Here is a 24,286-nt window from a genome sequence, read left to right as displayed (position 1 = left end):
CCAGCTCCCACAGGTACGGCGCTGTTTTCAGATCCTGCACCGTTCCTGTGGGAGCCTGGCTTGCCGGCGATGGGCCGCAAAGCGGCCCCAGGTTCTCAAGGTCAGACGCGGAACTGACTGACCAATGTCTGCAACTGCCCACCAAGGCGCGCCAGCTCAACACTGGACGCCGCCGTCTCATCACTGGCAGCCGCCGTCTGCTCCGACACATCACGCACATTCAGGATACTGCGGCTGATCTCTTCAGCCACGGCGCTCTGCTGCTCGGCCGCCGCCGCAATCTGCTGGTTCATCGACTGAATGCTCGACACCGTGCTGGTGATGCTCTCCAGCGACGCCCCAGCCTTGCGCGCCAGATCGACACTGCTGTCGGTCAGGGTGCGGCTGCCCTGCATGGCGTTAGCCACTTGCTGGGTACCATGCTGCAGGCTGGCAATCAGCTCTTCGATCTCTTCGGTGGACTTCTGCGTCCGCTGGGCCAGACCGCGCACTTCGTCGGCGACCACGGCAAAACCACGCCCGGCTTCGCCGGCACGCGCTGCCTCGATTGCCGCGTTCAGCGCCAGCAGGTTGGTTTGTTCGGCCACCGACTTGATCACATCCATCACGCTGCCGATCTTCTGGCTTTCCTGCTGCAGCAGGTTCATGGCTTCGGTGGAGCGGTGCATGTCTTCGGCCAGGCGCTCGATCTGGCCAATTGCCTCACCGACCACGCGGTCGCCGGCACGGGCTTCGTCGTCGGCACCGGTGGCAGCATGCGAGGCCTGCTCGGCATTGCGTGCCACCTCCTGAACGGTGGCGGCCATTTCGTGCATGGCGGTGGCCACCTGGTCGGTCTCGACCTTCTGGCTGTTGGCGCCCGCGCTGGTCTGTTCGGTGACTGCCGACAGCTCTTCGGCGGCGCTGGCGATCTGGGTGACGCCATCACGGATGCCGGTGATCAGCTCGCGCAGGGTGGTGCCCATGCGGGCAATACCTTGCTGCAGTACGCCCAGTTCGTCGCGGCGGGTGACGCGCAGGTGCTGGGTCAGGTCGCCGCTGGCGATCTTTTCCACCGCTGCCAGGGTTTCACGCAGTGGCCCGGTGATCTGGCGGGTAATCAGCACCGCTGCCAGTACGCCAACCAGCAGTGCCAACAGCGTAGCGATGGCCTGCAGGCTGCGGGCCTGGGTGCTTTCGATGTCACGGCGTTGCAGCTGGATCTGGTACAGCGCATCGCTGCGCTTGACGATGTCGGCACCCTGCACGGTCATTTCGGCACGTGAGGTGGTGATGTCTGCGACTGCGTCGCGGAATTGGCGTACGGCGTCACGGTAGGCCAGCACCGAGTGCTCGAACTGTTGCAGGCGGGCGTCTTCGGCGGGCAGCTGGCGCTTGAGGTTGTCGATGTCGGCCAGCGCCGCGTCCAGCTGGCGCAGGGCGGCCTGTTCGTTGGCGGCGGTGTTGTCGGCAATGTAGCCGCGCACGTCGATGCGCACCTGCAGCAGTTGCTGGCGGGCCTTGCTGATCAGCTGGTACTGGGCCAGGCGTACGCTGTCGGCCTCGGGGCGTGCCATGACGTCCTGGCTGAGCACATCCATGGCCTGGTCGGCGCGGGTGGCCGAACTGTCCATTGCCGCTCGTGCACTGCGGGTGGCGTCGTAGCCTTGGCGCATCTTGCTCAGCGACAGCTTGTAGGCGCTGATGGTCTCGCCCAGTTCATTCAACAGCTTGATGTTCTCCGGGCTCTTGAAGGTGCTGGCCAGGTAGGTTTGCTGCTTGCTGAAGGCGTCCAGCTTCGCCTGGGTGTTGGCGGCAGCGGTATCATCGCCGTTGGCGATCATGTATTGCAGGCGCGCAATACGCAGGTCGGTGAGGTCCTTGTTCAACTGGCCGATGTCGCCCATCCAGTTGCTGCGGTCGATCAGGCTGCCCAGGCTGGTCCAGCCGGTGAGGGCCAGCAGGCCGGTGAGGACCAGCACCAGGCCGAAGCCCAGGCCGAGTTTGAGGTTGACGCTGATGTTGGCGAACCAGCTGTTCATGCACGCTCTCCAGAAGTAGTTTTCGCTCGCTTGATCTTCGATCGCAAGGCGTTGTTGTTCTGGATGCCCGCTGACTCGTGCAGGGGTTATCGGCAATGATGGGGGAAGCTGAAACGCTTTTTCAGCAGATTTGTAACTGGATGATTGGGGCTGCTTTGCAGCCCTTCGCGGGCACGCCCGCTCCCACAGGTACGAGGTTCGCGCCATTCCTGTGGGAGCGGGCGTGCCCGCGAAGGGCCGCAAAGCGGCCCCAATCCATATCAGAGGTTACGCGCACTGAAGGTATCGCAGCTGTTGACCTCGCCCTGGGCAAACCCGGCCTTGAACCAGCGCACCCGCTGCGCCGAAGTGCCGTGGGTGAACGAGTCCGGCACCACGCGCCCGCGACCTTGCTGCTGCAAGCGGTCATCACCAATGGCATTGGCCGCGTTCAGGGCCTCCTCGACATCACCCGGCTCCAGCCAGTTCAGGCGCTTCTGTGCCTGGTAGGCCCATACGCCGGCCAGGCAGTCGGCTTGCAGTTCCTGGCGTACCAGCAGGCCGTTGTCGCCCTCCATGCGCTGGCCATTGCGGCGTGCTGCATCGACCTTGGCCGAAACGCCCAGCAGGGTTTGCACGTGATGGCCGATTTCGTGAGCGATCACGTAGGCCTGGGCAAAGTCGCCCGCCGCGGCAAAGCGGGTTTCCATTTCGCGGAAGAACGACATGTCCAGGTAAACCCGCTGGTCCGCCGGGCAATAGAACGGCCCCACTGCCGCCGAGGCAAAGCCGCAGGCCGAGTTGACCTGGCCACTGAACAGCACCAGCTTGGGGTCGCGGTATTGCTTGCCGGCCTCGGCGAACAGGGCCTTCCAGGTGTCTTCAGTGTCGCCCAGGATCGACGCGACAAACTCGGCCTGTTGGTCATTGGCCGGCGGTGCCTTGCCACCCGCACCACTGGGCGCCGTTTGCTGTTGCTGCTGCTCCATCTGGCCGGTGAGCTGGCCAAGAATCTGCAACGGGTCCTGCCCGGTGAGCCAGCCGATGCCGACAATCAGCAGGATCGCCCCAAGCCCCAGCCCCTTCCCGCCGCCAAAACGCATGCCGCCGCCACCGCCACCTTCGCCTCGGGCATCGACCACGTTGTCGCTGCGTCGGCCTTTTCGCCATTCCATGAATGCTCTCCCGAGCGTGAAACAAGAAGACAAAGATTAGTTCACGACAGCGACAGGTGTCAGGCCAAGGTGTTAATCCATAACCATATGGTTATGTTCAAGGTGCCTGATTTCAATATTCATCGCGTGCGAGTTATCAGAAACTGCAAGTCCGCCTGCCACGCCCAGGCGTTCACATAATTCCAAGAGAGGAAACCGGCATGCCCGCACAGGACAACAGCCGCTTCGTGATCCGTGATCGCAACTGGCACCCCAAAGCCCTTACGCCTGACTACAAAACGTCCATTGCCCGCTCGCCGCGCCAGGCACTGGTCAGCATTCCACAGTCGATCAGCGAGACCACTGGTCCGAACTTTTCCCACCTGGGCTTCGGTGCCCATGACCATGACCTGCTGCTGAACTTCAACAATGGTGGCCTGCCGATCGGCGAGCGCATCATCGTTGCCGGCCGCGTCGTCGACCAGTACGGCAAGCCTGTGCCGAACACACTGGTGGAGATGTGGCAAGCCAACGCCGGCGGCCGCTACCGCCACAAGAACGACCGCTACCTGGCACCGCTGGACCCGAACTTTGGTGGTGTCGGCCGCTGCCTGACTGACAGTGATGGCTACTACAGCTTCCGCACCATCAAGCCGGGCCCGTACCCATGGCGCAACGGCCCGAACGACTGGCGCCCGGCGCACATCCACTTCGGCATCAGCGGCCCGTCGATCGCCACCAAGCTGATCACTCAGCTGTACTTCGAAGGTGACCCGCTGATCCCGATGTGCCCGATCGTCAAGTCGATCGCCAACCCGGAAGCTGTACAGCAGTTGATCGCCAAGCTCGACATGAGCAACGCCAACCCGATGGACTGCCTGGCCTACCGCTTCGACATCGTGCTGCGCGGCCAGCGCAAGACCCACTTCGAAAACTGCTGAGGACACCGCCATGCCAATCGAACTGCTGCCGGAAACCCCTTCGCAGACCGCCGGCCCCTACGTGCACATCGGCCTGGCCCTGGAAGCGGCCGGCAACCCGACCCGTGATCAGGAAATCTGGAACCGCCTGGCCAAGCCTGATGCGCCGGGCGAGCACATTCTGCTGATCGGCCAGGTATATGACGGTAATGGCCACCTGGTGCGCGACTCGTTCCTGGAAGTGTGGCAGGCCGACGCCAATGGCGAGTACCAGGATGCCTACAACCTGGAAAACGCCTTCAACAGCTTTGGCCGTACCGCAACCACCTTCGACGCGGGCGAGTGGACGCTGCACACGGTCAAGCCGGGTGTGGTGAACAACGCCGCTGGCGTGCCGATGGCGCCGCACATCAACATCAGCCTGTTTGCCCGTGGCATCAACATTCATCTGCACACGCGCCTGTACTTCGATGACGAAGCCCAGGCCAACGCCAAGTGCCCGGTGCTCAACCTGATCGAGCAGCCGCAGCGCCGCGAGACGCTGATTGCCAGGCGTTGCGAAGTGGATGGGAAGACGGCATATCGCTTTGATATCCGTATTCAGGGGGAAGGGGAGACGGTGTTCTTCGACTTCTGAGTGATGCCTTTGGGGCCGCTCTGCGGCCCTTTCGCGACACAAGGCCGCTCCCACATTGACCGGCGTACGCAGGCCTTTGTGGGAGCGGCCTTGTGTCGCGAAAGGGCTGCAAAGCAGCCCCGGCGATCTTGAAGGTCAGCGCCGAACCAGCAACACCCCACTCTCCATATGGTGGGTATACGGGAACTGGTCAAACAACGCACAACGCTCGATGCGGTGGGTGTCCTGCAACTGGGCAATGTTCGCCGCCAGCGTTTCCGGGTTGCACGAAATATACAGAATACGTTCGAAGCGCCGGGTCAGTTCGCAGGTGTCCGGGTCCATCCCCGCACGTGGCGGGTCGACAAACACCGTACCGAACTCATAGCTCTTCAGGTCGATGCCTTCCAGCCGACGGAACGGCCGCACCTCGTTCAGCGCCTGCGTCAGTTCTTCAGCCGACAACCGCACCAGCCGCACGTTATCCACAGCGTTCTCGTCGAGGTTGCTCAGCGCGGCATTGACCGAGGTCTTGCTGATTTCGGTCGCCAGCACCTGGCGCACGCGGGTGGCCAGCGGCAGGGTGAAGTTGCCGTTGCCGCAGTACAGCTCCAGCAAATCATCCTCACGCTCGCCAATGGCATCGAACGCCCAGCTCAGCATCTTCTGGTTCACCGCACCGTTAGGTTGGGTGAACGCGCCTTCCGGCTGGCGATAGCTGAACACGCGGCCCGCCACGTCGAGTTTTTCCAGCGCATAGTCACGGCCGATCACCAGGCGCTTGCCTTTGGAGCGGCCAATCACGCTCACGCCCAGTTCTTCGGCCAGTTGCCGTGCAGCCACTTCCCACGCCTCGTCAAGCGGGCGGTGGTAGCACATGGTGATCATGGCATCGCCGGCCAGGGTGGTCAGGAACTCTACCTGGAACAGGCGGTTGCCCAGTTCCTCGCTGGCCTGCCAGGCCGCCTTCAGGCGCGGCATCAGCGCATTGATGCGCTGGCTGGCAATGGGGAAATCCTCAATCAGGATTGCCTTGTGCTTCTCGCCCGGGGCAAACATGGCGTAGTGGCGCTGGCCGTCTTCGCGCCACAGGCGGAACTCCGCGCGCAGGCGGTAGTGCTCGCGCGGCGAGTCGAAAACAGCCGGCTCCGGCGCGCCGAAGGGCGCCAGCAGCTCGCGCAGCCGCGCCACCTTGGCATCCAGCTGGGTGGCGTAGGAGGAGGGGTCGAAAGCAGCACTCATGCGTTGAACCAGCCCAGCTTGATGACGAACAGGATGGAAAGGATCACCAGGGCCGGGTTCAGGTCGCGGCGGCGACCGGAGATCAGCTTGACGGCGGTCCAGGAAATGAAGCCGAAGGCGATACCGTTGGCGATCGAGTAGGTCAGCGGCATGGCCAGGGCGGTCACTACCACCGGCGCGGCTTCGGTGACGTCGTCCCAGTTTATTTCTGCCAGGCCCGAGGCCATCAGCACGGCGACGAACAGCAGTGCCGGCGCGGTGGCGAACGCCGGCACGCTACCGGCCAGCGGGGCGAAGAACAGCGCCAGCAGGAACAATACGGCAACCACGATGGCGGTCAGGCCGGTGCGGCCACCGGCGCTCACGCCCGCAGCGGATTCGATGTAGCTGGTGGTGGTGGACGTACCCAGCAGCGAACCGGCCATGGCGGCGGTACTGTCGGCGATCAGGGCACGGCCCATCTTCGGCATGTGGCCGTCCTTGCCCATCAGGCCGGCGCGCTTGGCAACGCCGATCAGGGTGCCGGAGTTGTCGAACAGGTCGACGAACAGGAAGGCGAAGATCACGCTGACCAGGCCTACGTCCAGTGCGCCGGCAATGTCCAGTTGCAGGAAGGTCGGCGCCAGCGACGGCGGCATGGAGACGATGCCGCCGAACGGCGTCACGCCCATCACGATCGAGGCAATGGTCACAGCCAGGATGCCGATCAGCACGGCGCCGCGCACTTTCAGCGACTCCAGGCCGACGATCAGGAAGAAGCCCAGCGTGGCAAGGATGGGGGCTGGCTGCTTGAGGTCGCCCAGGCCCACCAGGGTAGCCGGGTTATCGACGACGATGCCGGCGTTGTGCAGGGCGATCAGCGCCAGGAACAGGCCGATACCCGCAGCAATCGCCGAACGCAGTGGCAGTGGAATGCTGTTCACGATCCATTCGCGGATGCGGAAGATCGACAGCAGGAAGAACATCACCGCCGACAGGAACACCGCACCCAGCGCCACTTGCCAGGTGTGGCCCATGTGCAGCACCACGGTGTAGGTGAAGAACGCGTTCAGGCCCATGCCCGGCGCCAGGGCGATCGGGTAGTTGGCGATCAGGCCCATGGTGGTGGAGCCGATGGCTGCCGCCAGGCAGGTGGCGACGAAGATCGCCCCTTTGTCCATGCCGGTCTCGCCGAGAATGCTCGGGTTGACGAACAGGATGTAGGCCATGGCCAGGAAGGTGGTGACGCCCGCGAGAATCTCGGTGCGCACATTGGTGTTGTGTGCTTTTAGTTGAAACAGCCTTTCCAGCATGCCCGCTCCCCAAGGCGCCCCCGGCGCCATGAATGTATCGACCCCATCAGCAAAGCACAGACCGTACCGGTTGCCGTGGTTTTGTGTGGGGAGGAAAAAAGCCGCGCATCATACCAGCATGCATGGCGGGGGCCTATGGCCGTTGGGGAATGGGTTCTCTGTAGCCTGTACTGGCCTCTTCGCGGGCACGCCCGCTCCCACAGGGACCGCGCCACATTGAGGCCCTGCGCTTCACCTGTGGGAGCGGGCGTGCCCGCGAAGAGGCCAGTACAGGCTAACGATCAACCATTGTGCAACCGATCCCGCCTGGCCAGCGTCGGGAACATTTTTATCCACACCCCGGTCACCACCAGCGTGCCCACGCCACCCATCACCACCGCCGGCACTGTGCCAAACCAGTGCGCCGTCACCCCCGATTCAAACTCGCCAAGCTGGTTCGAGGCACCAATGAACAACCCGTTCACCGCGCTCACCCGCCCGCGCATTTCATCCGGGGTTTCCAGCTGCACGAACGAACTGCGAATCACCATGCTGATCATGTCCGCCGCGCCCAGCACCACCAGCACCGCCAGCGAGAACCAGAACGAGGTCGACAGGCCAAAGGCAATGGTCGCCACGCCGAACACGCCGACCGCGGTGAACATGGTGCGCCCCACGTTCCGCTCGAACGGGAAGCGCGCCAGCCACAACGACATCAGCAACGCCCCCACCGCTGGCGCCGAGCGCAGCAGGCCCAGGCCCATCGGGCCGGTCAGCAGGATGTCCTTGGCGAACACCGGCAGCAGCGCGGTAGCCCCGCCCAGCAGTACGGCGAACAGGTCCAGCGAAATGGCGCCGAGAATGTCAGGCCGGCTGCGGATGAAGCGAATGCCGGCCAGCAGTGATTCGATGCTGGCCCGACCGCGCTGCACCACCTGGCCGCGCGCCTGCAGGCTCAGGGTGAGCACGCAGGCGATGGCGTACAGGGCCACGGTGGGGCCGTACACCCAGATGCTGCCGAAGGCATACAGGAAGCCGCCCACGGCTGGCGCCACGATGGTTGCCGACTGGGTAGCCGATGCCGAAGCCGCCACTGCCCTTGGGAACAGGCCAGGTGGTACTACGTTGGGCAATAGCGCCTGGGTTGCCGGCATTTCGAACGAGCGCGTGGCGCCCAGCAGGAACGCCAGGGCGAAAATCAATTCGCGGGTGACGTTGTCGGTCGCGCTGCCCACTGCCAGCGCCAGGGCAATCAACCCTTGCAGGCTCTGGCACAAGGCAGCGACCTTGCGCCGGTCATAGCGGTCGGCCACATGCCCGGTGTGCAGCATGAACAGCACACGCGGGGCGAACTCGACCAGGCCGACCAGGCCCAGGTCCAGCACATTGCCGGTCAACTGGTAGAGGTGCCAGCCAATGGCCACGGTGAGCATCTGGAAGCCGCTGGCGGTGAACACACGGGCCAGCCAGAAAGCCAGGAAAGGGCGGTGGTGACGCAACAACTGCGGTGCGGAATCAGACATCGGAAACCAGGGGCCTCGGCGCAGTAGAGGGGGTGCGCAGCGTATCATCTGTTTGTAACAAACGGTTACTGTTTGCCCATGTCGGCACTTTTCCACGCATTGTGAAAGAGGGTGGGGCAACCGGTCACGCGGCAATCAACCACACGGCCTGCCGGGCCATTCGGGACTATGCTTCCTAGCATCCGTTGACTTGGATCAATCGTTCCAGATTCAACGAATTGGCCCTCTGGGCCGGAATCCCTGCGATCGAACAGAACAATTCCAACGCGCCGTACTCGACCAATGTGGGGGCAGTGGGCGACGGGGCCACAAGCCCGGACGCCGGATTATCTGAAGAGGAAGCACCATGTTCGGAATAGAGGCCCTAGAGCTCGCCCGAATGCAGTTTGCCTTTACCGTGTCGTTCCACATCCTGTTCCCGGCCATCACCATTGGCCTGGCGAGCTACCTGGCAGTCCTCGAAGGCCTCTGGCTGCGGACCCACAACCAGGTCTACCGTGATCTCTATCATTTCTGGTCGAAAATCTTCGCCGTCAACTTCGGCATGGGCGTGGTCTCGGGCCTGGTCATGGCCTATCAGTTCGGGACCAACTGGAGCCGCTTCTCCGAGTTCGCGGGCTCGGTAACCGGGCCGTTGCTGACCTACGAGGTGCTGACCGCCTTCTTCCTCGAAGCGGGCTTTCTCGGCGTCATGCTGTTCGGCTGGAACCGTGTGGGCCGTGGCTTGCATTTCTTTTCCACCTGCATGGTGGCGCTGGGCACCCTGGTCTCGACCTTCTGGATTCTCGCGTCCAACAGTTGGATGCAGACGCCCCAGGGCCATGAGATCATCGATGGTCGCGTGATACCAGTGGACTGGTTCGCGGTGGTGTTCAACCCCTCGTTCCCCTATCGGCTGATGCACATGGCCACGGCCGCGTTCGTTTCCACGGCGTTCTTCGTCGGTGCTTCGGCTGCCTGGCACTTGCTGCGCGGGCGCGATAACCCGGCGGTGCGCAAGATGCTGTCGATGGCCATGTGGATGGCATTGATCGTGGCCCCGATCCAGGCGGTGATCGGTGACTTCCACGGCCTCAACACCCTCAAGCACCAGCCGGTGAAAATCGCTGCAATTGAAGGCCACTGGGAGAACGTGCCCGGCGAACCGACGCCGCTGATCCTGTTCGGCATCCCCGACATGAAGGCCGAAACGACGCACTTCAAGCTTGAGATCCCGGCGCTGGGCAGCCTGATCCTGACCCATAGCCTGGACAAGCAGGTGCCGGCGATGAAGGAGTTCCCGCCCGAAGACCGACCCAACTCGACCATCGTCTTCTGGTCGTTCCGCATCATGGTCGGGCTCGGCTTGCTGATGATCTTCGTGGGCCTGTGGAGCCTGTGGCTGCGCAAGCGCGGCACGCTCTACACCTCGCGCCCGTTCCTGTACCTGGCGCTATGGATGGGGCCTTCAGGGCTGATCGCCTTGCTGGCCGGCTGGTTCACCACCGAGATCGGCCGCCAGCCTTGGGTGGTGTATGGCCTGATGCGCACGGCGGACGGTGTGTCCAACCACAGTTATGCACAGCTTGGCTTCACCCTGGTGGCGTTCGTGGTGGTGTACTTCGCCCTGTTCGGCACCGGCTTGGGCTACATGATGCGCCTGGTGCGCAAAGGGCCGCAGACCGGCGAAGGCGACGAGCACACACCGGGCGGCCCTGGCCAGAAACGTACGCCGGCGCGGCCGTTGTCTGCCGCCGATGATGGCCATCAGGCCAAGACTGCCAGCCTGAGCAAGGAGGACTGAGCCATGGGTATCGACCTTCCGCTGATCTGGGCGGTGATCATCATCTTCGGCGTCATGATGTACGTGGTAATGGACGGTTTCGACCTGGGTATCGGCATGCTCTTCCCCTTCGTCAAGGGCGAGCAGGACCGGGATGTAATGATGAACACCGTCGCCCCGGTGTGGGACGGCAACGAAACCTGGCTGATCCTGGGCGGTGCCGGGTTGTTCGGGGCGTTCCCGATGGCCTATGCCGTGGTGCTCGAAGCCTTGTACCTGCCATTGATCCTGATGCTGATCGGCCTGATCTTCCGTGGCGTGGCGTTCGAGTTCCGCTTCAAGGCCACCGCCGACAAGCGGCATATCTGGGACAAGGCGTTCATCTGGGGCTCACTGGTTGCCACCTTCTTCCAGGGCGTGGCGTTGGGCGCCTTCCTCGAAGGGTTCAAGGTGGTCGACCGCCATTTTGCCGGTGGCACGCTCGACTGGCTTACCCCGTTCAGCCTGTTCTGCGGCCTGGGCCTGATCGTTGCCTACACCCTGTTGGGCTGCACCTGGCTGATCATGAAGACCGAAGGGCCGCTGCAACAGAAGATGCACGACATGGCGCGCCCGCTGGCGCTGGTGCTGCTGGTGGTGATCGGTATCGTCAGCCTGTGGACACCGATCGCTTACCCACAGATCGCCGACCGCTGGTTCAGCATGCCTAACCTGATCTGGTTCATGCCGGTACCGCTGCTGGTGTTGGTGACTTTCTACGGGCTGCTCAAGGCGGTGGCGCGCAATGCGCACTACACGCCGTTCCTGCTGACCCTGGTGCTGATCTTCCTCGGCTACAGCGGCCTGGGTATCAGCTTGTGGCCGAACATCATCCCGCCGTCGATCTCGATCTGGGATGCCGCCGCGCCACCGCAAAGCCAGGGCTTCATGCTGGTGGGCACACTGTTCATCCTGCCGTTCATCCTCATGTACACCTTCTGGAGCTACTACGTGTTCCGCGGCAAGGTGACCCATGAAGACGGCTATCACTAGGAGGGCCGCATGATGACCGGCAAGCATGGTTTTGAAGAGAAGAAACCGCTGTGGCAGCGGCTGGGTTGGCTGGTGCTGATCTGGGCGATGAGCGTGGCGGCGCTGGGTGTGGCGGCCTGGGTGATGCGGCTGTTCATGGGGGCAGCGGGCCTGACCACCCATTAAGGTAAGCCTGCTCTGGCCCTATCGCTGGCAAGCCAGCTCCCACAGGGATAGCATCAGCTTCAAGCCCTATGCAGTACCTGTGGGAGCTGGCTTGCCAGCGATAGGGCCGGTACAGGCTTACTTGCGGGCTTTCAGGATGACGAATTTGGGCGTCGCCGCCACCTGCTCCACACCCCGGAACAACCGCGCCAGCTTGCTGTGATAGCCCAGGTGCCGGTTCCCCACGATATACAGCGCCCCACCCACCACCAGCGCCTCGCGCGCCTGCTGGAACATGCGCCAGGCCAGGAAGTCCCCCACCACCTGCTGCTGGTGGAACGGTGGGTTGCACAGCACCACATCCAGCGACTGCTTCTCCACACCAGCCAGCCCGTCGGCTGCGCTGAAGATTGCCGGGCGCTCGCCCAGTGCGGCCTGCCAGTTCTCCCGCGCCGATTGCACCGCCATGTACGACTCGTCGACCAGCGTGTATTCGGCATCGGGGTTGGCCAATGCACTGGCAATCGCCAGCACGCCGTTACCACAACCCAGGTCTGCGACCCGCGCGCGGCCCAGGTCACGTGGCAGGTGCGGCAGGAACGCACGCGTACCGATATCCAGGCCTTCACGGCAGAACACGTTGGCGTGGTTGACCAGCTCCAGCGCCGGTGCGTCCAGCTGGTAGCGGCTAGGGTAGGGCGAGCGGGCGGCTGGCCGTTGCGCCACCGTTGCCGTCAGCAGGCGGGCCTTTTTCTGCGCCAGCGAGGCCTGTACCGGGCCGATGTACTTTTCCATCAGGTCGCCGGCCGCGCGCGGCAAGTGCTTGATCATTGCCCCGGCAATCACCTGTGCACCCGGCGCCAGCTGGCCCTGCAAACGGATCAGCTGCTCTTCGAGCAGCGCCAGGGTTTTTGGCACGCGCACCAGCACCCGGTCGAACGGGCCCTGCCAGGGTTCGCTTGCCGGCACGAAGGGCACGCTGTCGAACGGCAAGCCATTGCGTGCCAGGTTTTTTTCCAGGGCCAGGTGCGCCAGGTGCGAATCGCCGCTGCTGACCACCTGCAACTGGCCCGCCAGGCTGGCGGCCAGGGCGCCGAAGCTGTCATTGAGCACCAGCACCCGGCAGTGGCTGGCGGGCGCCTGTTCGTGCAACTGCGCAAGCAGGTACTCGTCGGCGGCATCGAATGCCTGCAGCGGGTCGTTGGCCTGCTCCGGCTGGCGGATCAGTTCGAGTTCGGCGAAGGGGGTGGTCAACAGGGGCATGGCGTCTGGCTCGGGTTCGAAACTGCCCGTTGCGGTTCGCCCCGGGCTTTGCCGGGCGATTCTACAGGGCTTTGCCCAAGGTCGCAGGTTTGCCGGTCAGATCCAGCCGCGCAGGGCGGCGATAGCGATGGCGCCGGCCTTGTTGGCGGCGTTGGTCTTGGTGATCACGCTGCGGATATGGAAGTTTACCGTGCTTTGCGACAGCGAGAGAATGCAGGCCACGTCGGCGGCGGTCTTGCCGGCGGCCGACCACTTCAGCACTTCCAGTTCGCGCTCGCTCATTTTCGGTTGCGGTGGGCACAGTGCATTCAGGTGGTGTTCGCCGAGTACCGCATGCAGGGTATGGCACAACCACTGAACGCTACCGGCCTTGTCGTAAAGCTCGATGATGTCGATTTTTCCGGCTGGCCTGGCCACGCTGACCTGGCTTTCGTTGTGCTGCAAGTCGTGCAGCGATTGCGTCCAGCCGTGACGCAAACCGTGCTGGCAGGCCGCTTCACGAAACTGCGGGGCTTCACGATACAGTTCGTCTGTCCACAGCACCGGCATGGTCGAGCTGTGGCTGACGTTGGCAGCCGGGTCTTGCTTGTAGAACTCGTCACGCTGGTAGCGCTCGATCCACTCATCCGGGTAGTTGCTGTAGAGGTACACCCGAGGTGTCTGGGTGGCGATCTGGATGCGTATTTTCAGCCCGAGGTAATCCATGCCCAGGTCTTGTGCCAGGTGTACGGCGATATCGAACAGCTTCCGTGGGCTGCGCTCGCTGACGAACGCATGAAGATGTTCGGGTCTCCAATGAAGCATTTGAAACACTCCTCAGGCCACAGGATCCAATCCATTCGAGTACCCGGGTCATTGTAGGAAAAGACCTACCATAGCGTTGGGATTTTTTTGTTATAGCGATCAGGTTTTTTCTGCGACTTCGGCACGATCACCCTTGATGAGGCCCTACAAAGCAGTGGTTTTTATCCGGGCCACTTTGCGCGACACTGTGCGCACGTCAAACCTGGAGCCCGATATGACCGCTAGCGCCGAAAAGTTCACCCGCCAGACCCTGCTCGATGTTCAGCCGCTCACGCCGAACCTCTTCAGCCTGCGGGTTACGCGCGATGCAGGGTTCCGCTTCCGTTCCGGCCAGTTCGCCCGCCTTGGCGTGACCAAGGCCGATGGCAGCGTGGTATGGCGCGCCTATTCCATGGTCAGTGCACCCCATGACGAACACCTCGACTTCTTCTCCATCGTGGTGCCGGGTGGCGAATTCACCAGTGAGCTGAGCCGGCTGGGTGCAGGGGACACCCTGTTGATCGACCGCCAGGCGTTTGGCTTTCTCACCCTCGACCGCTTCGTTGGTGGGCGTGACTTGTGGCTGCTGGCTACCGGTACTGGCATCGCGCCATTTATGTCGATTCTGCAAGACTTCGAGGCATGGGAGCGTTTTGACAGCATCAAGCTGGTGTACTCGGTACGCGAAGCGAAAGAGCTGGCTTATGTAGATGAAATCGCCGGGCTGGAGCAGCGCGATTACTTGGTCGAGTTTGCTGGCAAGTTGCAGTTCATTCCAGTGGTGACCCGCGAGCAGCACCCGGGCGCGTTGAACCAGCGTATTACCACGCTGATCGAGAATGGCGAACTGGAGAAGGCCGCAGGGCTGGAGCTGTCGCCGGAGCATTCGCGGGTAATGCTGTGCGGCAACCCGGAAATGATCGACGAGACACGCAAGGTGCTGAAGGCGCGTGACCTGCAATTGAGCCTGAGCAAGCGACCAGGGCAGGTGGCTGTGGAAAACTACTGGTAAGCCCATCGGGGCCGTTGTGGGAGCGGGCATGCCCGCGAACAACGGCGGAGCCGGTGCCATCCACCGCGCTGGATTCTTCGCGGGCATGCCCGCTCCCACTCTGCCCTCTACAGCGTCAAGGCAACCGGTTCTGGTTCTGCGTCTTGAGCAAATCGCGAATCTCGGTCAGCAGCGTTTCTTCGGCTGTCGGCACAGGCGGCGCAGTCGGCGCCACGGCTTCTTCACGCTTCAGCCGGTTGATTACCTTCACCCCCATGAAGATGGCGAAGGCCACGATCAGGAAGTCGATCACGGTCTGGATGAACTTGCCATACGCCAGCACCACCGCCGGTACATCCCCTTCGGCAGCCTTCAGGGTAATTGCCAGGTCGCTGAAGTCCACTCCCCCGATCAACAGGCCCAGTGGCGGCATGACCACGTCTCCAACGAAGGACGAGACGATCTTGCCGAAGGCTGCACCGATGATGATACCCACCGCCATGTCGACAACATTGCCTTTGACCGCGAAGGCCTTGAATTCACTGATCATGCCCATGTCTGGTTCCTTGTAACAAAAGGTAAGGTTAACGCAGTGTAAGCCACTAAAACGCTTCATGCGTGGTGTTCAGGGGTAGTGACTGCGGTTAGAACGAATAGTTTTGTCGCATCCCGAGGCGTTCGAGACACGTCCCGCTCGGCTATCATGGCGGTTTTTTCCAGGAGACCCCACCCATGGCCAAGGCCAAGCGCTTGTATGGCTGCACCGAGTGCGGCGCGACCTTCCCCAAATGGGCCGGCCAGTGCGGCGAATGCGGGGCCTGGAACACCCTGGTCGAAACCATGATCGAAAGCGGTGGTGCGGCTGCCCCCAGCAGCGGCCGTGCCGGCTGGACCGGGCAACAGGCGCAAATCAAGACCCTGGCCGAAGTCAGCGTCGAAGAGATCCCGCGTTTCACCACCAGCAGCACCGAACTGGACCGCGTGCTGGGCGGCGGCCTGGTGGATGGCTCGGTGGTGCTGATTGGTGGCGACCCCGGGATCGGCAAGTCGACCATCCTGCTGCAGACGTTGTGCAACATCGCCGTGGGCATGCCGGCGCTGTATGTCACCGGCGAGGAATCGCAGCAGCAGGTGGCCATGCGTTCCCGGCGCCTGGGCCTGCCCCAGGACCAGCTCAAGGTGATGACCGAAACCTGCATCGAAACCATCATTGCCACCGCTCGTGTCGAGAAACCGCGGGTCATGGTGATCGACTCGATCCAGACCATTTTCACCGAGCAGTTGCAGTCGGCACCCGGCGGCGTGGCCCAGGTGCGCGAAAGTACGGCACTGCTGGTGCGCTATGCCAAGCAGAGCGGTACGGCCATCTTCCTGGTCGGCCATGTGACCAAGGAAGGCTCGCTGGCCGGCCCGCGGGTACTGGAGCACATGGTCGATACCGTGTTGTATTTCGAAGGTGAGTCCGACGGCCGCCTGCGTTTGCTGCGGGCAGTGAAAAACCGTTTTGGCGCAGTCAACGAACTGGGCGTGTTCGGCATGACCGACCGTGGCCTGAAAGAGGTGTCCAACCCGTCGGCAATCTTCCTCAACCGTACCCAGGAAGAAGTGCCAGGCAGTGTGGTGATGGCGACCTGGGAGGGCACCCGACCGATGCTGGTGGAGGTGCAGGCGCTGGTCGACGACAGCCACCTGGCCAACCCGCGCCGGGTAACCCTGGGCCTGGACCAGAACCGCCTGGCCATGTTGCTGGCGGTGCTGCATCGCCATGGCGGTATTCCGACCCACGATCAGGACGTGTTCCTCAACGTGGTGGGCGGGGTCAAGGTGCTGGAAACCGCTTCGGACCTGGCGCTGCTGGCGGCGGTGATGTCCAGCTTACGCAACCGGCCGCTGGCCCATGGCCTGTTGGTGTTTGGCGAGATCGGCCTGTCGGGTGAGGTACGCCCGGTGCCTAGCGGGCAGGAGCGCTTGAAGGAGGCGGCCAAGCACGGCTTCAAGCGGGCCATCGTGCCCAAGGGCAATGCGCCGAAAGAGTCGCCGGCGGGGTTGCAGGTGATTGCCGTGACCAGGCTGGAGCAGGCACTGGATGCACTGTTTGAATAATTCGTAGCCTGTGCTGGCCTTTTCGCGGGCTTGCCCGCTCCCACAGGTACAGCGCCAGCCGTGAATGTGGCGCTTTACCTGTGGGAGCGGGCAAGCCCGCGAAAGGGCCAGTACAGGCAAAAGAAAAGGGGCCGACGATGCGCGTCAGCCCCCAACCCACCTCACCGTTCAGTCAGCGGTCAATGCTCGGCCACCGGCGTGCGCCTGACCGTTTCATTGCCATGCTCATCCAGTTCCAGCATCGGCACTTCGTTGCCTTCGGAATCGAACAGCTTGCCATCCTTGAAGTAGTCCCCATCACGCAGCGCCGAAATATCCGAATACTGGATGGTGCGCTCATACGCTGCAGCAAACACCGACTGGTTTTCCGAGTTGCCGGTGGTGAAGTGGTTGAAGATCAGGTTCAGCAGGATGGCCATGATCGCCGCCGAGCTGATGCCCGAGTGGAAGATGGTCTCGAACCAGTTCGGGAAGTGGTGGTAGAAGGTTGGCGCGGCAATCGGGATCATGCCAAAGCCCAGCGAGGCCGCGACGATGATCAGGTTGACGTTGTTCTTGTAGCTGACCTTGGACAGGGTGCGGATACCGCTTGCCGCCACGGTGCCGAACAGCACGATGCCTGCGCCGCCCAGTACCGGGGTAGGCACGGCGGCAATCACCCGGCCCATCACTGGCAGCAGTCCGAGCACCACCAGGATCACGCCACCGGTAGCCACGACGTAACGGCTTTTCACCCCGGTCACGGCCACCAGGCCAACGTTCTGGGCAAACGCGCTTTGGGTGAACGAACCGAAGATCGGTGCCAGGATGCTCGATGCCATGTCGGCACGCAGGCCGTTGCCCAAGCGCTTGGAGTCGACCTTGGTGTCGATGATCTCACCCACGGCAAGGATATCGGCCGAGGTTTCCACCAGGGTCACCATGATCACGATGCACATCGACAGGATGGCGGCGATGTGGAATTCCGGCATGCCAAAGTGGAACGGCGTGGGGAAGGCGAACATCGGGCCTTCGGTGACCTTGCTGAAGTCGGTCATGCCCAGCGCCCAGGCGATCAGGGTGCCGACCACCATGGCCAGCAGGATCGACAGGCGCGAGATGGTCGCGTTCCCCAGCTTGCTGAGCAGCAGCACGATGGCGAAGGTCAGCCCGGCCAGGCCGATGTTGGCCATGCTGCCGAACTCTGGCGAGGCGCTGTTGCCGCCCATCACCCAGCGTGCGGCCACCGGCATCAGGGTCAGGCCGATGGTGGTGATGACGATGCCGGTCACCAGCGGCGGGAAGAACTTGGTAATGCGTGAGAACACCGGGGTGATCAGGAAGCCGATCAGCGATGCTGCCATGACTGCGCCGAGCACCCCGGGCAGGCCACCGCCACCCTCGCTGCTGAGGATGGCACCCATGGTTGCCACGCCGGCAAACGACACACCCTGCACCAGCGGCAACTGACAGCCGAAGAACGGCAGGCCAAGGGTTTGCAGCAGGGTGGCCAGGCCACCGGCAAACAGCGAGGCGGCAATCAGCATGCCGATCTCGGCACCGTTCAGGCCAGCGGCCTGCCCCAGGATCAGGGGTACCGCGACGATCCCCCCGTACATGGTCAACACATGCTGCAGACCATAGGCCAGGTTGGCACCAAGGCCGAGGTTTTCATCCTCGGGGCGCTTGGTGGGAGACGTGCTAGGGGACGTAGTCATGGAGCAGGCTCTCTGTTTATTGTTGTGTCGCTACTGTAGACATTTCCTACAAATGATTGCCACAAGAATTGTATACAATATTTTGATCGGAGCGCGCACAGTTACGGCTGCAGGGGGTGATAAAACCCAATGCAGAACGCGTACCAACTCGTCAGAAGCTGTACTAGAGGGGTGTGTACAAAGTGCTGCTACCCAGGCAGAAAGCTGTCTGGGTAGACAAGAAACACAAGGTGGGAAGGCTGTTAGCCGACTAACAGATTCTATTCTTCGATGAGTTCGCGCAGCTCGCGCATCATTTCGGTGCTATCGGCGAGGTTCAATTCCACAAGACGGTGCAAATGGGTCATCGAGTCGACGTCGATATACAGGCAGATGAAGCCCAGGCGGGTGGGCTCCTCATGGCGCAGTTCCACCTGCATCTCTATCCGCTCATCAGGGTTCAGGTGGATGACCGCATCGAAGTCCTGGGTCAGGTCGGCGTCCCAGGGTTCGGGGCATTTGACCAGCATGCCCTTGAGCGATATATCCAACAGTTTTACCGGCCAGCGGCGGTCGCCCTGGCGCAGCTCGGTGGGGGCATCGAAATCGATACGCTGGAAGCGGCGGCGTTCGTCGTGATCGCTCATGGGCAGGCCCTCGGGTGACATCCTGACTATAGTTAGAAGGGTATGTGCATCAGGTACCGCAATCTGGCCGCAGAGGCTCTAGACCAAAGCAAGTATGGCAATGCGCGATGACTGGCCCTAGACTCGGTGGGCGGTCTTTCCAATCCACCAGCTGGAAGCTAACCATGAACAACAATAATAGCCTGCTACGCCATATTCCGTGGCTGGCGCTGGCAGTCATAGGGGCCTGCGCGCTGGGTGTGGTTGCCCTGCGTCGCGGCGAGGCAATCAACGCCTTGTGGATCGTGGTCGCGTCGGTGGCCATCTACCTGGTTGCCTATCGCTACTACAGCCTGTTCATCGCCACCAAGGTGATGCAACTCGACCCGCGCCGTGCCACCCCGGCGGTGCTCAACAACGACGGCCTGGACTACGTCCCGACCAACAAACACATTCTTTTCGGTCACCACTTTGCCGCCATCGCCGGTGCAGGCCCACTCGTGGGTCCGGTGCTCGCCGCGCAAATGGGCTACCTGCCCGGCACGCTGTGGCTGATCGCCGGCGTGGTGCTGGCCGGTGCGGTGCAGGACTTCATGGTCCTGTTCCTGTCCACCCGCCGCAATGGCCGCTCGCTGGGCGACATGGTGCGCGAGGAGATGGGGCGCATTCCGGGCACCATTGCCTTGTTTGGCTGTTTCCTGATCATGATCATCATCCTCGCCGTGCTGGCGCTGATCGTGGTCAAGGCCCTGGCCGAAAGCCCGTGGGGCATGTTCACGGTGATGGCGACCATCCCGATCGCGATGTTCATGGGTATCTACATGCGCTACATCCGCCCGGGCCACATCGGGGAAATCTCGATCATCGGCGTGGTGCTGTTGCTGGGATCGATCTGGCTGGGGGGCCAGATTGCTGCTGATCCGGTATGGGGCCCGGCGTTCACCTTCACCGGCGTACAGATCACCTGGATGCTGGTGGGCTATGGCTTTGTCGCTGCCGTGTTGCCGGTGTGGCTGGTGCTGGCGCCGCGCGACTACCTGTCGACCTTCCTCAAGATCGGCACCATCATCGCCCTGGCCATCGGCATCCTGATCACCATGCCCGAGCTGAAGATGCCGGCACTGACCCAGTTCACCGACGGCACAGGCCCGGTGTGGAAGGGCACCCTGTTCCCGTTCCTGTTCATCACCATTGCCTGTGGTGCGGTGTCCGGCTTCCATGCGCTGATCTCCTCGGGCACCACGCCCAAGCTGCTGGATAACGAAACCAACGCCCGCTACATCGGCTACGGCGGCATGCTGATGGAGTCGTTCGTGGCCATCATGGCCATGGTGGCTGCATCGGTGATCGAGCCAGGCGTGTACTTCGCCATGAACAGCCCGGCCGCAGTGGTCGGCGCCGACGTTGCATCGGTGGCGCAGACGGTCAGCAGCTGGGGCTTCTTGATCACACCGGAGCAACTGGAGGCGGTCGCCCGCGACATCGGCGAGCACACCATCCTGGCCCGTGCCGGTGGTGCGCCGACCCTGGCGGTCGGTATCGCGCAGATCCTGCACCATGTACTGCCGGGTGAGAACACCATGGCCTTCTGGTACCACTTCGCGATCCTGTTCGAGGCGCTGTTCATCCTGACCGCAGTAGATGCCGGTACCCGTGCCGGGCGCTTCATGCTGCAGGACCTGCTGGGCAGCTTCGTGCCGGCCCTGAAGCGTACCGAGTCGTGGGGTGCGAACCTGCTCGCCACTGGCGGTTGCGTGGCGCTGTGGGGCTACCTGCTGTACCAGGGCGTGATCGACCCGCTGGGCGGCATCAACACGCTGTGGCCGCTGTTCGGTATCTCCAACCAGATGCTGGCCGGTATCGCCCTGATGCTCGGTACCGTGGTGCTGATCAAGATGAAGCGCGAGCGCTATATCTGGGTCACCCTGCTGCCGGCGGCCTGGCTGCTGATCTGCACCACTGCCGCAGGCCTGATCAAGCTGTTCGACCCGAACCCGGCGGTCGGCTTCCTGGCCCTGGCCAAGAAGTACAGCACCGCGCTGGACGCCGGCCAGGTACTGGCCCCGGCCAAGGACATCGGGCAGATGCAGCACGTGATCTTCAACGCCTACACCAACGCCGGCCTGACCATCCTGTTCCTGCTGGTGGTGTTCAGCGTGCTGTTCTTTGCCCTCAAGGTCGGCTACGCCGCCCTCGGTCGCAAAGAGCGCAGCGACAAGGAAACCCCGTTCCAGGCCCTGCCTGACGCGTAATCGAGAGGACTGCAGCCATGTTCAACGACCTGGGTCGACTGGGTAAATACCTGGGGCAGGCAGCCCGCCTGATGGTCGGCATGCCCGACTACGACAACTATGTCGAGCATATGCAGAAGACGCACCCGGACAAGCCGGTCATGACGTACGAGGAGTTTTTCCGCGAACGTCAGGAAGCCCGTTACGGTGGCAAGTCCGGGCCCAAGTGCTGTTGAGCCTTACGCGTTAACCTGTCACGGCCTCATCGCCGGCAAGCCGGCTCCCACAGGTACCCACAGGCCTCAAAGCCTGTGCAGTACCTGTGGGAGCTGGCTTGCCGGCGATGAGGCCCCTGTTTTTTCCGCACAGGAGATGTTCTGCGTGCAGACGCCTATTCCCGTAACCGTACTCACAGGCTTCCTCGGTGCTGGCAAGACCACCTTGCTCAAGCACATGCTCAAGGCCGAGCACGGCCTGAAACTGGCCGTGATCGAAAACGAATTCAGCGAAGCCGGCATCGACAGCCAACTGCTGGGCGACGAGCCGGTGCAGGTGATGACCCTGGCCAATGGCTGCGTATGCTGCAGCATCCACGGTGACCTCACCCGCGCCCTGTACCTGTTGCTTGAACGCCTGGACGCCGGTGAAATTGCCTTCGACCGCCTGGTGATCGAATGCACCGGCCTGGCCGACCCGGCGCCCGTTGCGCAAACCTTCTTCATCGACGAGGAGCTGCGTGAGCGCTACATCCTCGACGGTATCATTACCTTGGTCGATGCTGCCCACGCCGACCTGCACCTCACCCAGACCATCGCCCAGGCCCAGGTCGGATTTGCCGATCGCCTGCTGCTGAGCAAGACCGACCTGGTCGAGCCGGCTGCGGTAGAGGCCCTGCGCGAACGCCTGGCCCGCATTAATGGCCGGGCCGCCATCCGTGTCGTCGAACACGGTCGCATCGACCTGGCTGAGCTGCTGGATGTGCGCGGTTTCAACCTCAACCCCGACCTGGGCGCGAACCTGAAACCATCGCTGCGCCCGGTGCTCAAGCCCGCCACACCGGATCGCATCGGCACGATGGTGCTGCGCACGGAAACTGCGCTGGATATCGACCGCCTCAGTGACTTCATGAACGAACTGCTGGAAACCCACGGCAAGCAGCTGCTGCGCTACAAAGGTGTGCTGAACATTGCCGGTGAAGACCGCAAGCTGGTGTTCCAGGGCGTGCTCAAGCTGTACGGCTTTGACTGGGACGCCGAGTGGGCCGACGGTGAAACCCGCGAGAGCGTGATGGTGTTCATCGCCGATGAACTGCCCGAGGCTACGATTCGGGCTGGCTTCGAGGCGTTGGCTGCGGGCTGAGCCGGCGAGGTGTGGCGGCCTGGAACCACTGCGGCCATGAGCTGCGGTGGCGGGTTTCAACCTCGATGCACGGGATCAGGCGTTCAGTCAGCACAGCGGTTTGCCGCACTGCCTTGGCGGTGCGGTACTTGACGCTGTGGATGCACTCGCGGTCGCCGAACTCGCAGCGGTTCAGCGCGGTACCGCCGCAGGGGCCGTTGGCCAGGCCCTTGGGGCAGGTTTCAGGGCAGATGTAGAGGGTGTCATCCAGTCGGCAACGGCCGCAAGTATCGCAACCCACCAGCGGGCGCTTCACACTGCGCTCCAGCGTGTGCAGCACTTGTGCGCCAATACGCGTCGCCCACAGCGGCTGGCGCACCGCCCAGCCAAATGCCTTGCTCAGGCCGTTGCGGCGGCTGAACAGCAGTGAGTGCATGCCATGCATCAGGTGATAGCGGGCTTTCTCATTGAGCGAAGCATCGACCCGTGACTCGCCCTGGCGCCAGCCTGCCTGTGGCGGATGGAAGATCACTGCCGGCAGGCCGGGCATCTGCCAACTGGCCTGCCAGGCGGGCGCCCACTGCTCCAAGGTATGGACCAGGGTTTGCCAGTGCTCGATACGGGCTTCCAGAGCCAGCAACTGCTTGAGCTCGTGAACCCCCGACAGGTGCACACCGGCATAGCCCATCAGCTTCACACCGATGATCTGCAAGGCCAGGCGGTCAACGCTGCGCACCTGGGCGAATGCCTTGGACTGCGCCGTTTCTGCTTCGAGCATGTCGCGCATGGACGGTGTAACGGTAACCCCGGCCACGTGATCGAGCATTGCCGCGCGCCCGTGGGTAAGGCTCATCAGGCACGCCAGCATGGGCTTGGGCGTGGGCTGGCGGCGCATCCAGTGCATGGCTTCCTGATGCTTGGCAGCATCGAAGCCCAGTTGCAGGGTGAGGAAGTCGGCCCCGGCCGCCAACTTTTTCTCGGCCTTGAAGTACTGCGCGCCGCCTTCCTCCTCGTGGTACTTGAACGGGTTCAGCGCCGCGCCCAGCAGCCAGTGCGGGCAAGCCTGGCGGGCGATCTGCAGGGCGGCGACCGACTCCAGGTAGCGCACCGGGCGCTGGCCAGGTTCATGGCCGGGCAGGCGGTCGCCGGTCAGCAGCAACAGCTGGTCGAGGCCGGCGGCGTCCATGCGTTGCAGTTGCTCGAGCAGGTGATGGCGCTCGCGGTCCTTGCCAGAGAAATGCGGCAGGGCAGGCACGGGGTTGTCGAACGAGGCGAGGGCGTCCAGTGGCGACATGTCCAGCGGGCTGCCGACGCGGTCGCCGATGGCTACGGTCATCGGCCAGCCACACAGCTGCCCACGGGCCATGATCCCCTGCATGGCGGCGAAGCGTTCTGCAGAAGCTTTGGGGACGAACTCCATGACACAGACAAAGTTCTGTTCACGCAGCGCGGTTTTCAGCAGGCTCATGTGGCCGGGTACCTGGTGTGGTCAGGGTGGCATTGTGCGGCAGAAGGCGCGCGAGGTCATGTCCGGATGCGCAGGGTGGTGCTCTGAATGAGACACGGGGCAACCCATGCAAAACCATGATCATGAGAATTTCTTGGGTTCAT

The 24,286-nt window shown here is 62.9% G+C and carries 21 protein-coding genes; 10 read left to right on the top strand and 11 right to left on the bottom strand.

What is annotated here, in order from left to right:
* Positions 1 to 101: 101 nt before the first annotated feature.
* Positions 102 to 2,021, bottom strand: coding sequence for a methyl-accepting chemotaxis protein (locus tag ACIQUI_RS10815; RefSeq protein ID WP_403198037.1), 1,920 nt, complete (start codon positions 2,019 to 2,021; stop codon positions 102 to 104).
* A gap of 260 nt (positions 2,022 to 2,281) precedes the next feature.
* Positions 2,282 to 3,175: a neutral zinc metallopeptidase gene (locus tag ACIQUI_RS10810; protein ID WP_391127293.1), complete on the bottom strand. Its 894-nt coding sequence runs from the start codon at positions 3,173 to 3,175 to the stop codon at positions 2,282 to 2,284.
* A gap of 200 nt (positions 3,176 to 3,375) precedes the next feature.
* Between ACIQUI_RS10810 and pcaH the strand changes: the two genes are divergently transcribed.
* A complete protein-coding gene (gene pcaH, locus ACIQUI_RS10805; RefSeq protein WP_016489110.1) occupies positions 3,376 to 4,095 on the top strand; it encodes a protocatechuate 3,4-dioxygenase subunit beta in 720 nt (239 codons plus the stop codon).
* A 10-nt stretch (positions 4,096 to 4,105) separates the two neighbouring features.
* Positions 4,106 to 4,711 carry a protocatechuate 3,4-dioxygenase subunit alpha gene (gene pcaG, locus ACIQUI_RS10800; protein ID WP_403198034.1) on the top strand — a complete coding sequence of 202 codons (606 nt, stop codon included), beginning with the start codon at positions 4,106 to 4,108 and terminating at the stop codon, positions 4,709 to 4,711.
* 135 nt (positions 4,712 to 4,846) lie between these two features.
* Here the strand turns inward: pcaG and trmA are convergent, their stop codons facing one another.
* The 3 genes from trmA to ACIQUI_RS10785 form a co-directional block, all read right to left on the bottom strand.
* A complete protein-coding gene (gene trmA / locus ACIQUI_RS10795; protein WP_403198031.1) occupies positions 4,847 to 5,932 on the bottom strand; it encodes a tRNA (uridine(54)-C5)-methyltransferase TrmA in 1,086 nt (361 codons plus the stop codon).
* Entirely contained in the window at positions 5,929 to 7,224 is a 1,296-nt protein-coding gene (locus tag ACIQUI_RS10790; protein WP_403198030.1) for an NCS2 family permease, read from the bottom strand. The genes trmA and ACIQUI_RS10790 overlap by 4 nt, the downstream gene beginning before the upstream one ends.
* A gap of 281 nt (positions 7,225 to 7,505) precedes the next feature.
* The gene (locus ACIQUI_RS10785; protein ID WP_391127306.1) at positions 7,506 to 8,726 is read right to left on the bottom strand and encodes an MFS transporter; all 1,221 of its coding nucleotides are present in this window, start codon (positions 8,724 to 8,726) and stop codon (positions 7,506 to 7,508) included.
* Between the two features lie 346 nt (positions 8,727 to 9,072).
* Here ACIQUI_RS10785 and ACIQUI_RS10780 point away from each other — a divergent pair, with 346 nt between their 5' ends.
* Genes ACIQUI_RS10780 through ACIQUI_RS10770 form a run of 3 tightly spaced genes read left to right on the top strand, consistent with a single transcriptional unit; the run spans position 9,073 to position 11,685 of the window.
* Positions 9,073 to 10,509 (top strand): cytochrome ubiquinol oxidase subunit I, encoded by a 1,437-nt coding sequence (locus ACIQUI_RS10780; protein ID WP_403198026.1) that lies wholly within the window; start codon positions 9,073 to 9,075, stop codon positions 10,507 to 10,509.
* A gap of 3 nt (positions 10,510 to 10,512) precedes the next feature.
* A complete protein-coding gene (gene cydB / locus ACIQUI_RS10775) occupies positions 10,513 to 11,520 on the top strand; it encodes a cytochrome d ubiquinol oxidase subunit II (RefSeq protein ID WP_403198023.1) in 1,008 nt (335 codons plus the stop codon).
* 9 nt (positions 11,521 to 11,529) lie between these two features.
* The gene (locus ACIQUI_RS10770) at positions 11,530 to 11,685 is read left to right on the top strand and encodes a DUF2474 domain-containing protein (protein ID WP_403198021.1); all 156 of its coding nucleotides are present in this window, start codon (positions 11,530 to 11,532) and stop codon (positions 11,683 to 11,685) included.
* A 117-nt stretch (positions 11,686 to 11,802) separates the two neighbouring features.
* Here ACIQUI_RS10770 and ACIQUI_RS10765 read toward each other — a convergent pair whose 3' ends face one another.
* Together ACIQUI_RS10765 and ACIQUI_RS10760 are read right to left on the bottom strand one after the other, a co-directional pair.
* A complete protein-coding gene (locus ACIQUI_RS10765) occupies positions 11,803 to 12,927 on the bottom strand; it encodes a methyltransferase (protein ID WP_403198018.1) in 1,125 nt (374 codons plus the stop codon).
* Positions 12,928 to 13,023: 96 nt separating this feature from the next.
* On the bottom strand, positions 13,024 to 13,731 hold the full coding sequence (locus ACIQUI_RS10760; protein WP_403198015.1) for an autoinducer binding domain-containing protein: 708 nt from the start codon (positions 13,729 to 13,731) through the stop codon (positions 13,024 to 13,026).
* Positions 13,732 to 13,945: 214 nt separating this feature from the next.
* Here ACIQUI_RS10760 and ACIQUI_RS10755 point away from each other — a divergent pair, with 214 nt between their 5' ends.
* A complete protein-coding gene (locus tag ACIQUI_RS10755) occupies positions 13,946 to 14,722 on the top strand; it encodes a ferredoxin--NADP reductase (protein WP_403198013.1) in 777 nt (258 codons plus the stop codon).
* A gap of 115 nt (positions 14,723 to 14,837) precedes the next feature.
* On the opposite strand, the gene mscL is transcribed toward ACIQUI_RS10755, so the two are convergent.
* Positions 14,838 to 15,257, bottom strand: a complete 420-nt coding sequence (gene mscL, locus ACIQUI_RS10750; RefSeq protein ID WP_403198010.1) for a large-conductance mechanosensitive channel protein MscL — start codon at positions 15,255 to 15,257, stop codon at positions 14,838 to 14,840.
* A 176-nt stretch (positions 15,258 to 15,433) separates the two neighbouring features.
* Here mscL and radA point away from each other — a divergent pair, with 176 nt between their 5' ends.
* Positions 15,434 to 16,804 carry a DNA repair protein RadA gene (radA, locus tag ACIQUI_RS10745; RefSeq protein WP_019472669.1) on the top strand — a complete coding sequence of 457 codons (1,371 nt, stop codon included), beginning with the start codon at positions 15,434 to 15,436 and terminating at the stop codon, positions 16,802 to 16,804.
* A gap of 179 nt (positions 16,805 to 16,983) precedes the next feature.
* Here the strand turns inward: radA and ACIQUI_RS10740 are convergent, their stop codons facing one another.
* Positions 16,984 to 18,501 (bottom strand): nucleobase:cation symporter-2 family protein, encoded by a 1,518-nt coding sequence (locus ACIQUI_RS10740; RefSeq protein ID WP_403198008.1) that lies wholly within the window; start codon positions 18,499 to 18,501, stop codon positions 16,984 to 16,986.
* A 260-nt stretch (positions 18,502 to 18,761) separates the two neighbouring features.
* Entirely contained in the window at positions 18,762 to 19,127 is a 366-nt protein-coding gene (locus ACIQUI_RS10735) for a PilZ domain-containing protein (protein ID WP_403198006.1), read from the bottom strand.
* A 164-nt stretch (positions 19,128 to 19,291) separates the two neighbouring features.
* On the opposite strand from ACIQUI_RS10735, the gene ACIQUI_RS10730 reads away from it, so the two are divergent.
* The 3 genes from ACIQUI_RS10730 (at position 19,292) to yjiA (ending at position 22,696) form a co-directional block, all read left to right on the top strand.
* Complete coding sequence (locus ACIQUI_RS10730; RefSeq protein ID WP_201207211.1) at positions 19,292 to 21,358, top strand: carbon starvation CstA family protein; 2,067 nt, start codon at positions 19,292 to 19,294, stop codon at positions 21,356 to 21,358.
* Between the two features lie 17 nt (positions 21,359 to 21,375).
* Positions 21,376 to 21,573, top strand: coding sequence for a YbdD/YjiX family protein (locus ACIQUI_RS10725; RefSeq protein ID WP_016713459.1), 198 nt, complete (start codon positions 21,376 to 21,378; stop codon positions 21,571 to 21,573).
* A 145-nt stretch (positions 21,574 to 21,718) separates the two neighbouring features.
* On the top strand, positions 21,719 to 22,696 hold the full coding sequence (gene yjiA, locus ACIQUI_RS10720) for a GTPase (protein WP_403198003.1): 978 nt from the start codon (positions 21,719 to 21,721) through the stop codon (positions 22,694 to 22,696).
* Here the strand turns inward: yjiA and ACIQUI_RS10715 are convergent.
* Positions 22,656 to 24,143, bottom strand: a complete 1,488-nt coding sequence (locus ACIQUI_RS10715) for a methylenetetrahydrofolate reductase C-terminal domain-containing protein (RefSeq protein WP_403198000.1) — start codon at positions 24,141 to 24,143, stop codon at positions 22,656 to 22,658. The two genes, yjiA and ACIQUI_RS10715, sit on opposite strands and share 41 nt — an antisense overlap.
* Positions 24,144 to 24,286: the final 143 nt, after the last annotated feature.

It is taken from the genome of Pseudomonas sp. NPDC090592, from assembly GCF_044769185.1.
Classification (GTDB): Bacteria; Pseudomonadota; Gammaproteobacteria; order Pseudomonadales; family Pseudomonadaceae; genus Aquipseudomonas.
The sequence above is the reverse complement of the archived record's forward strand: the minus strand, read 5'-3'. Positions and strand labels throughout refer to the sequence as shown.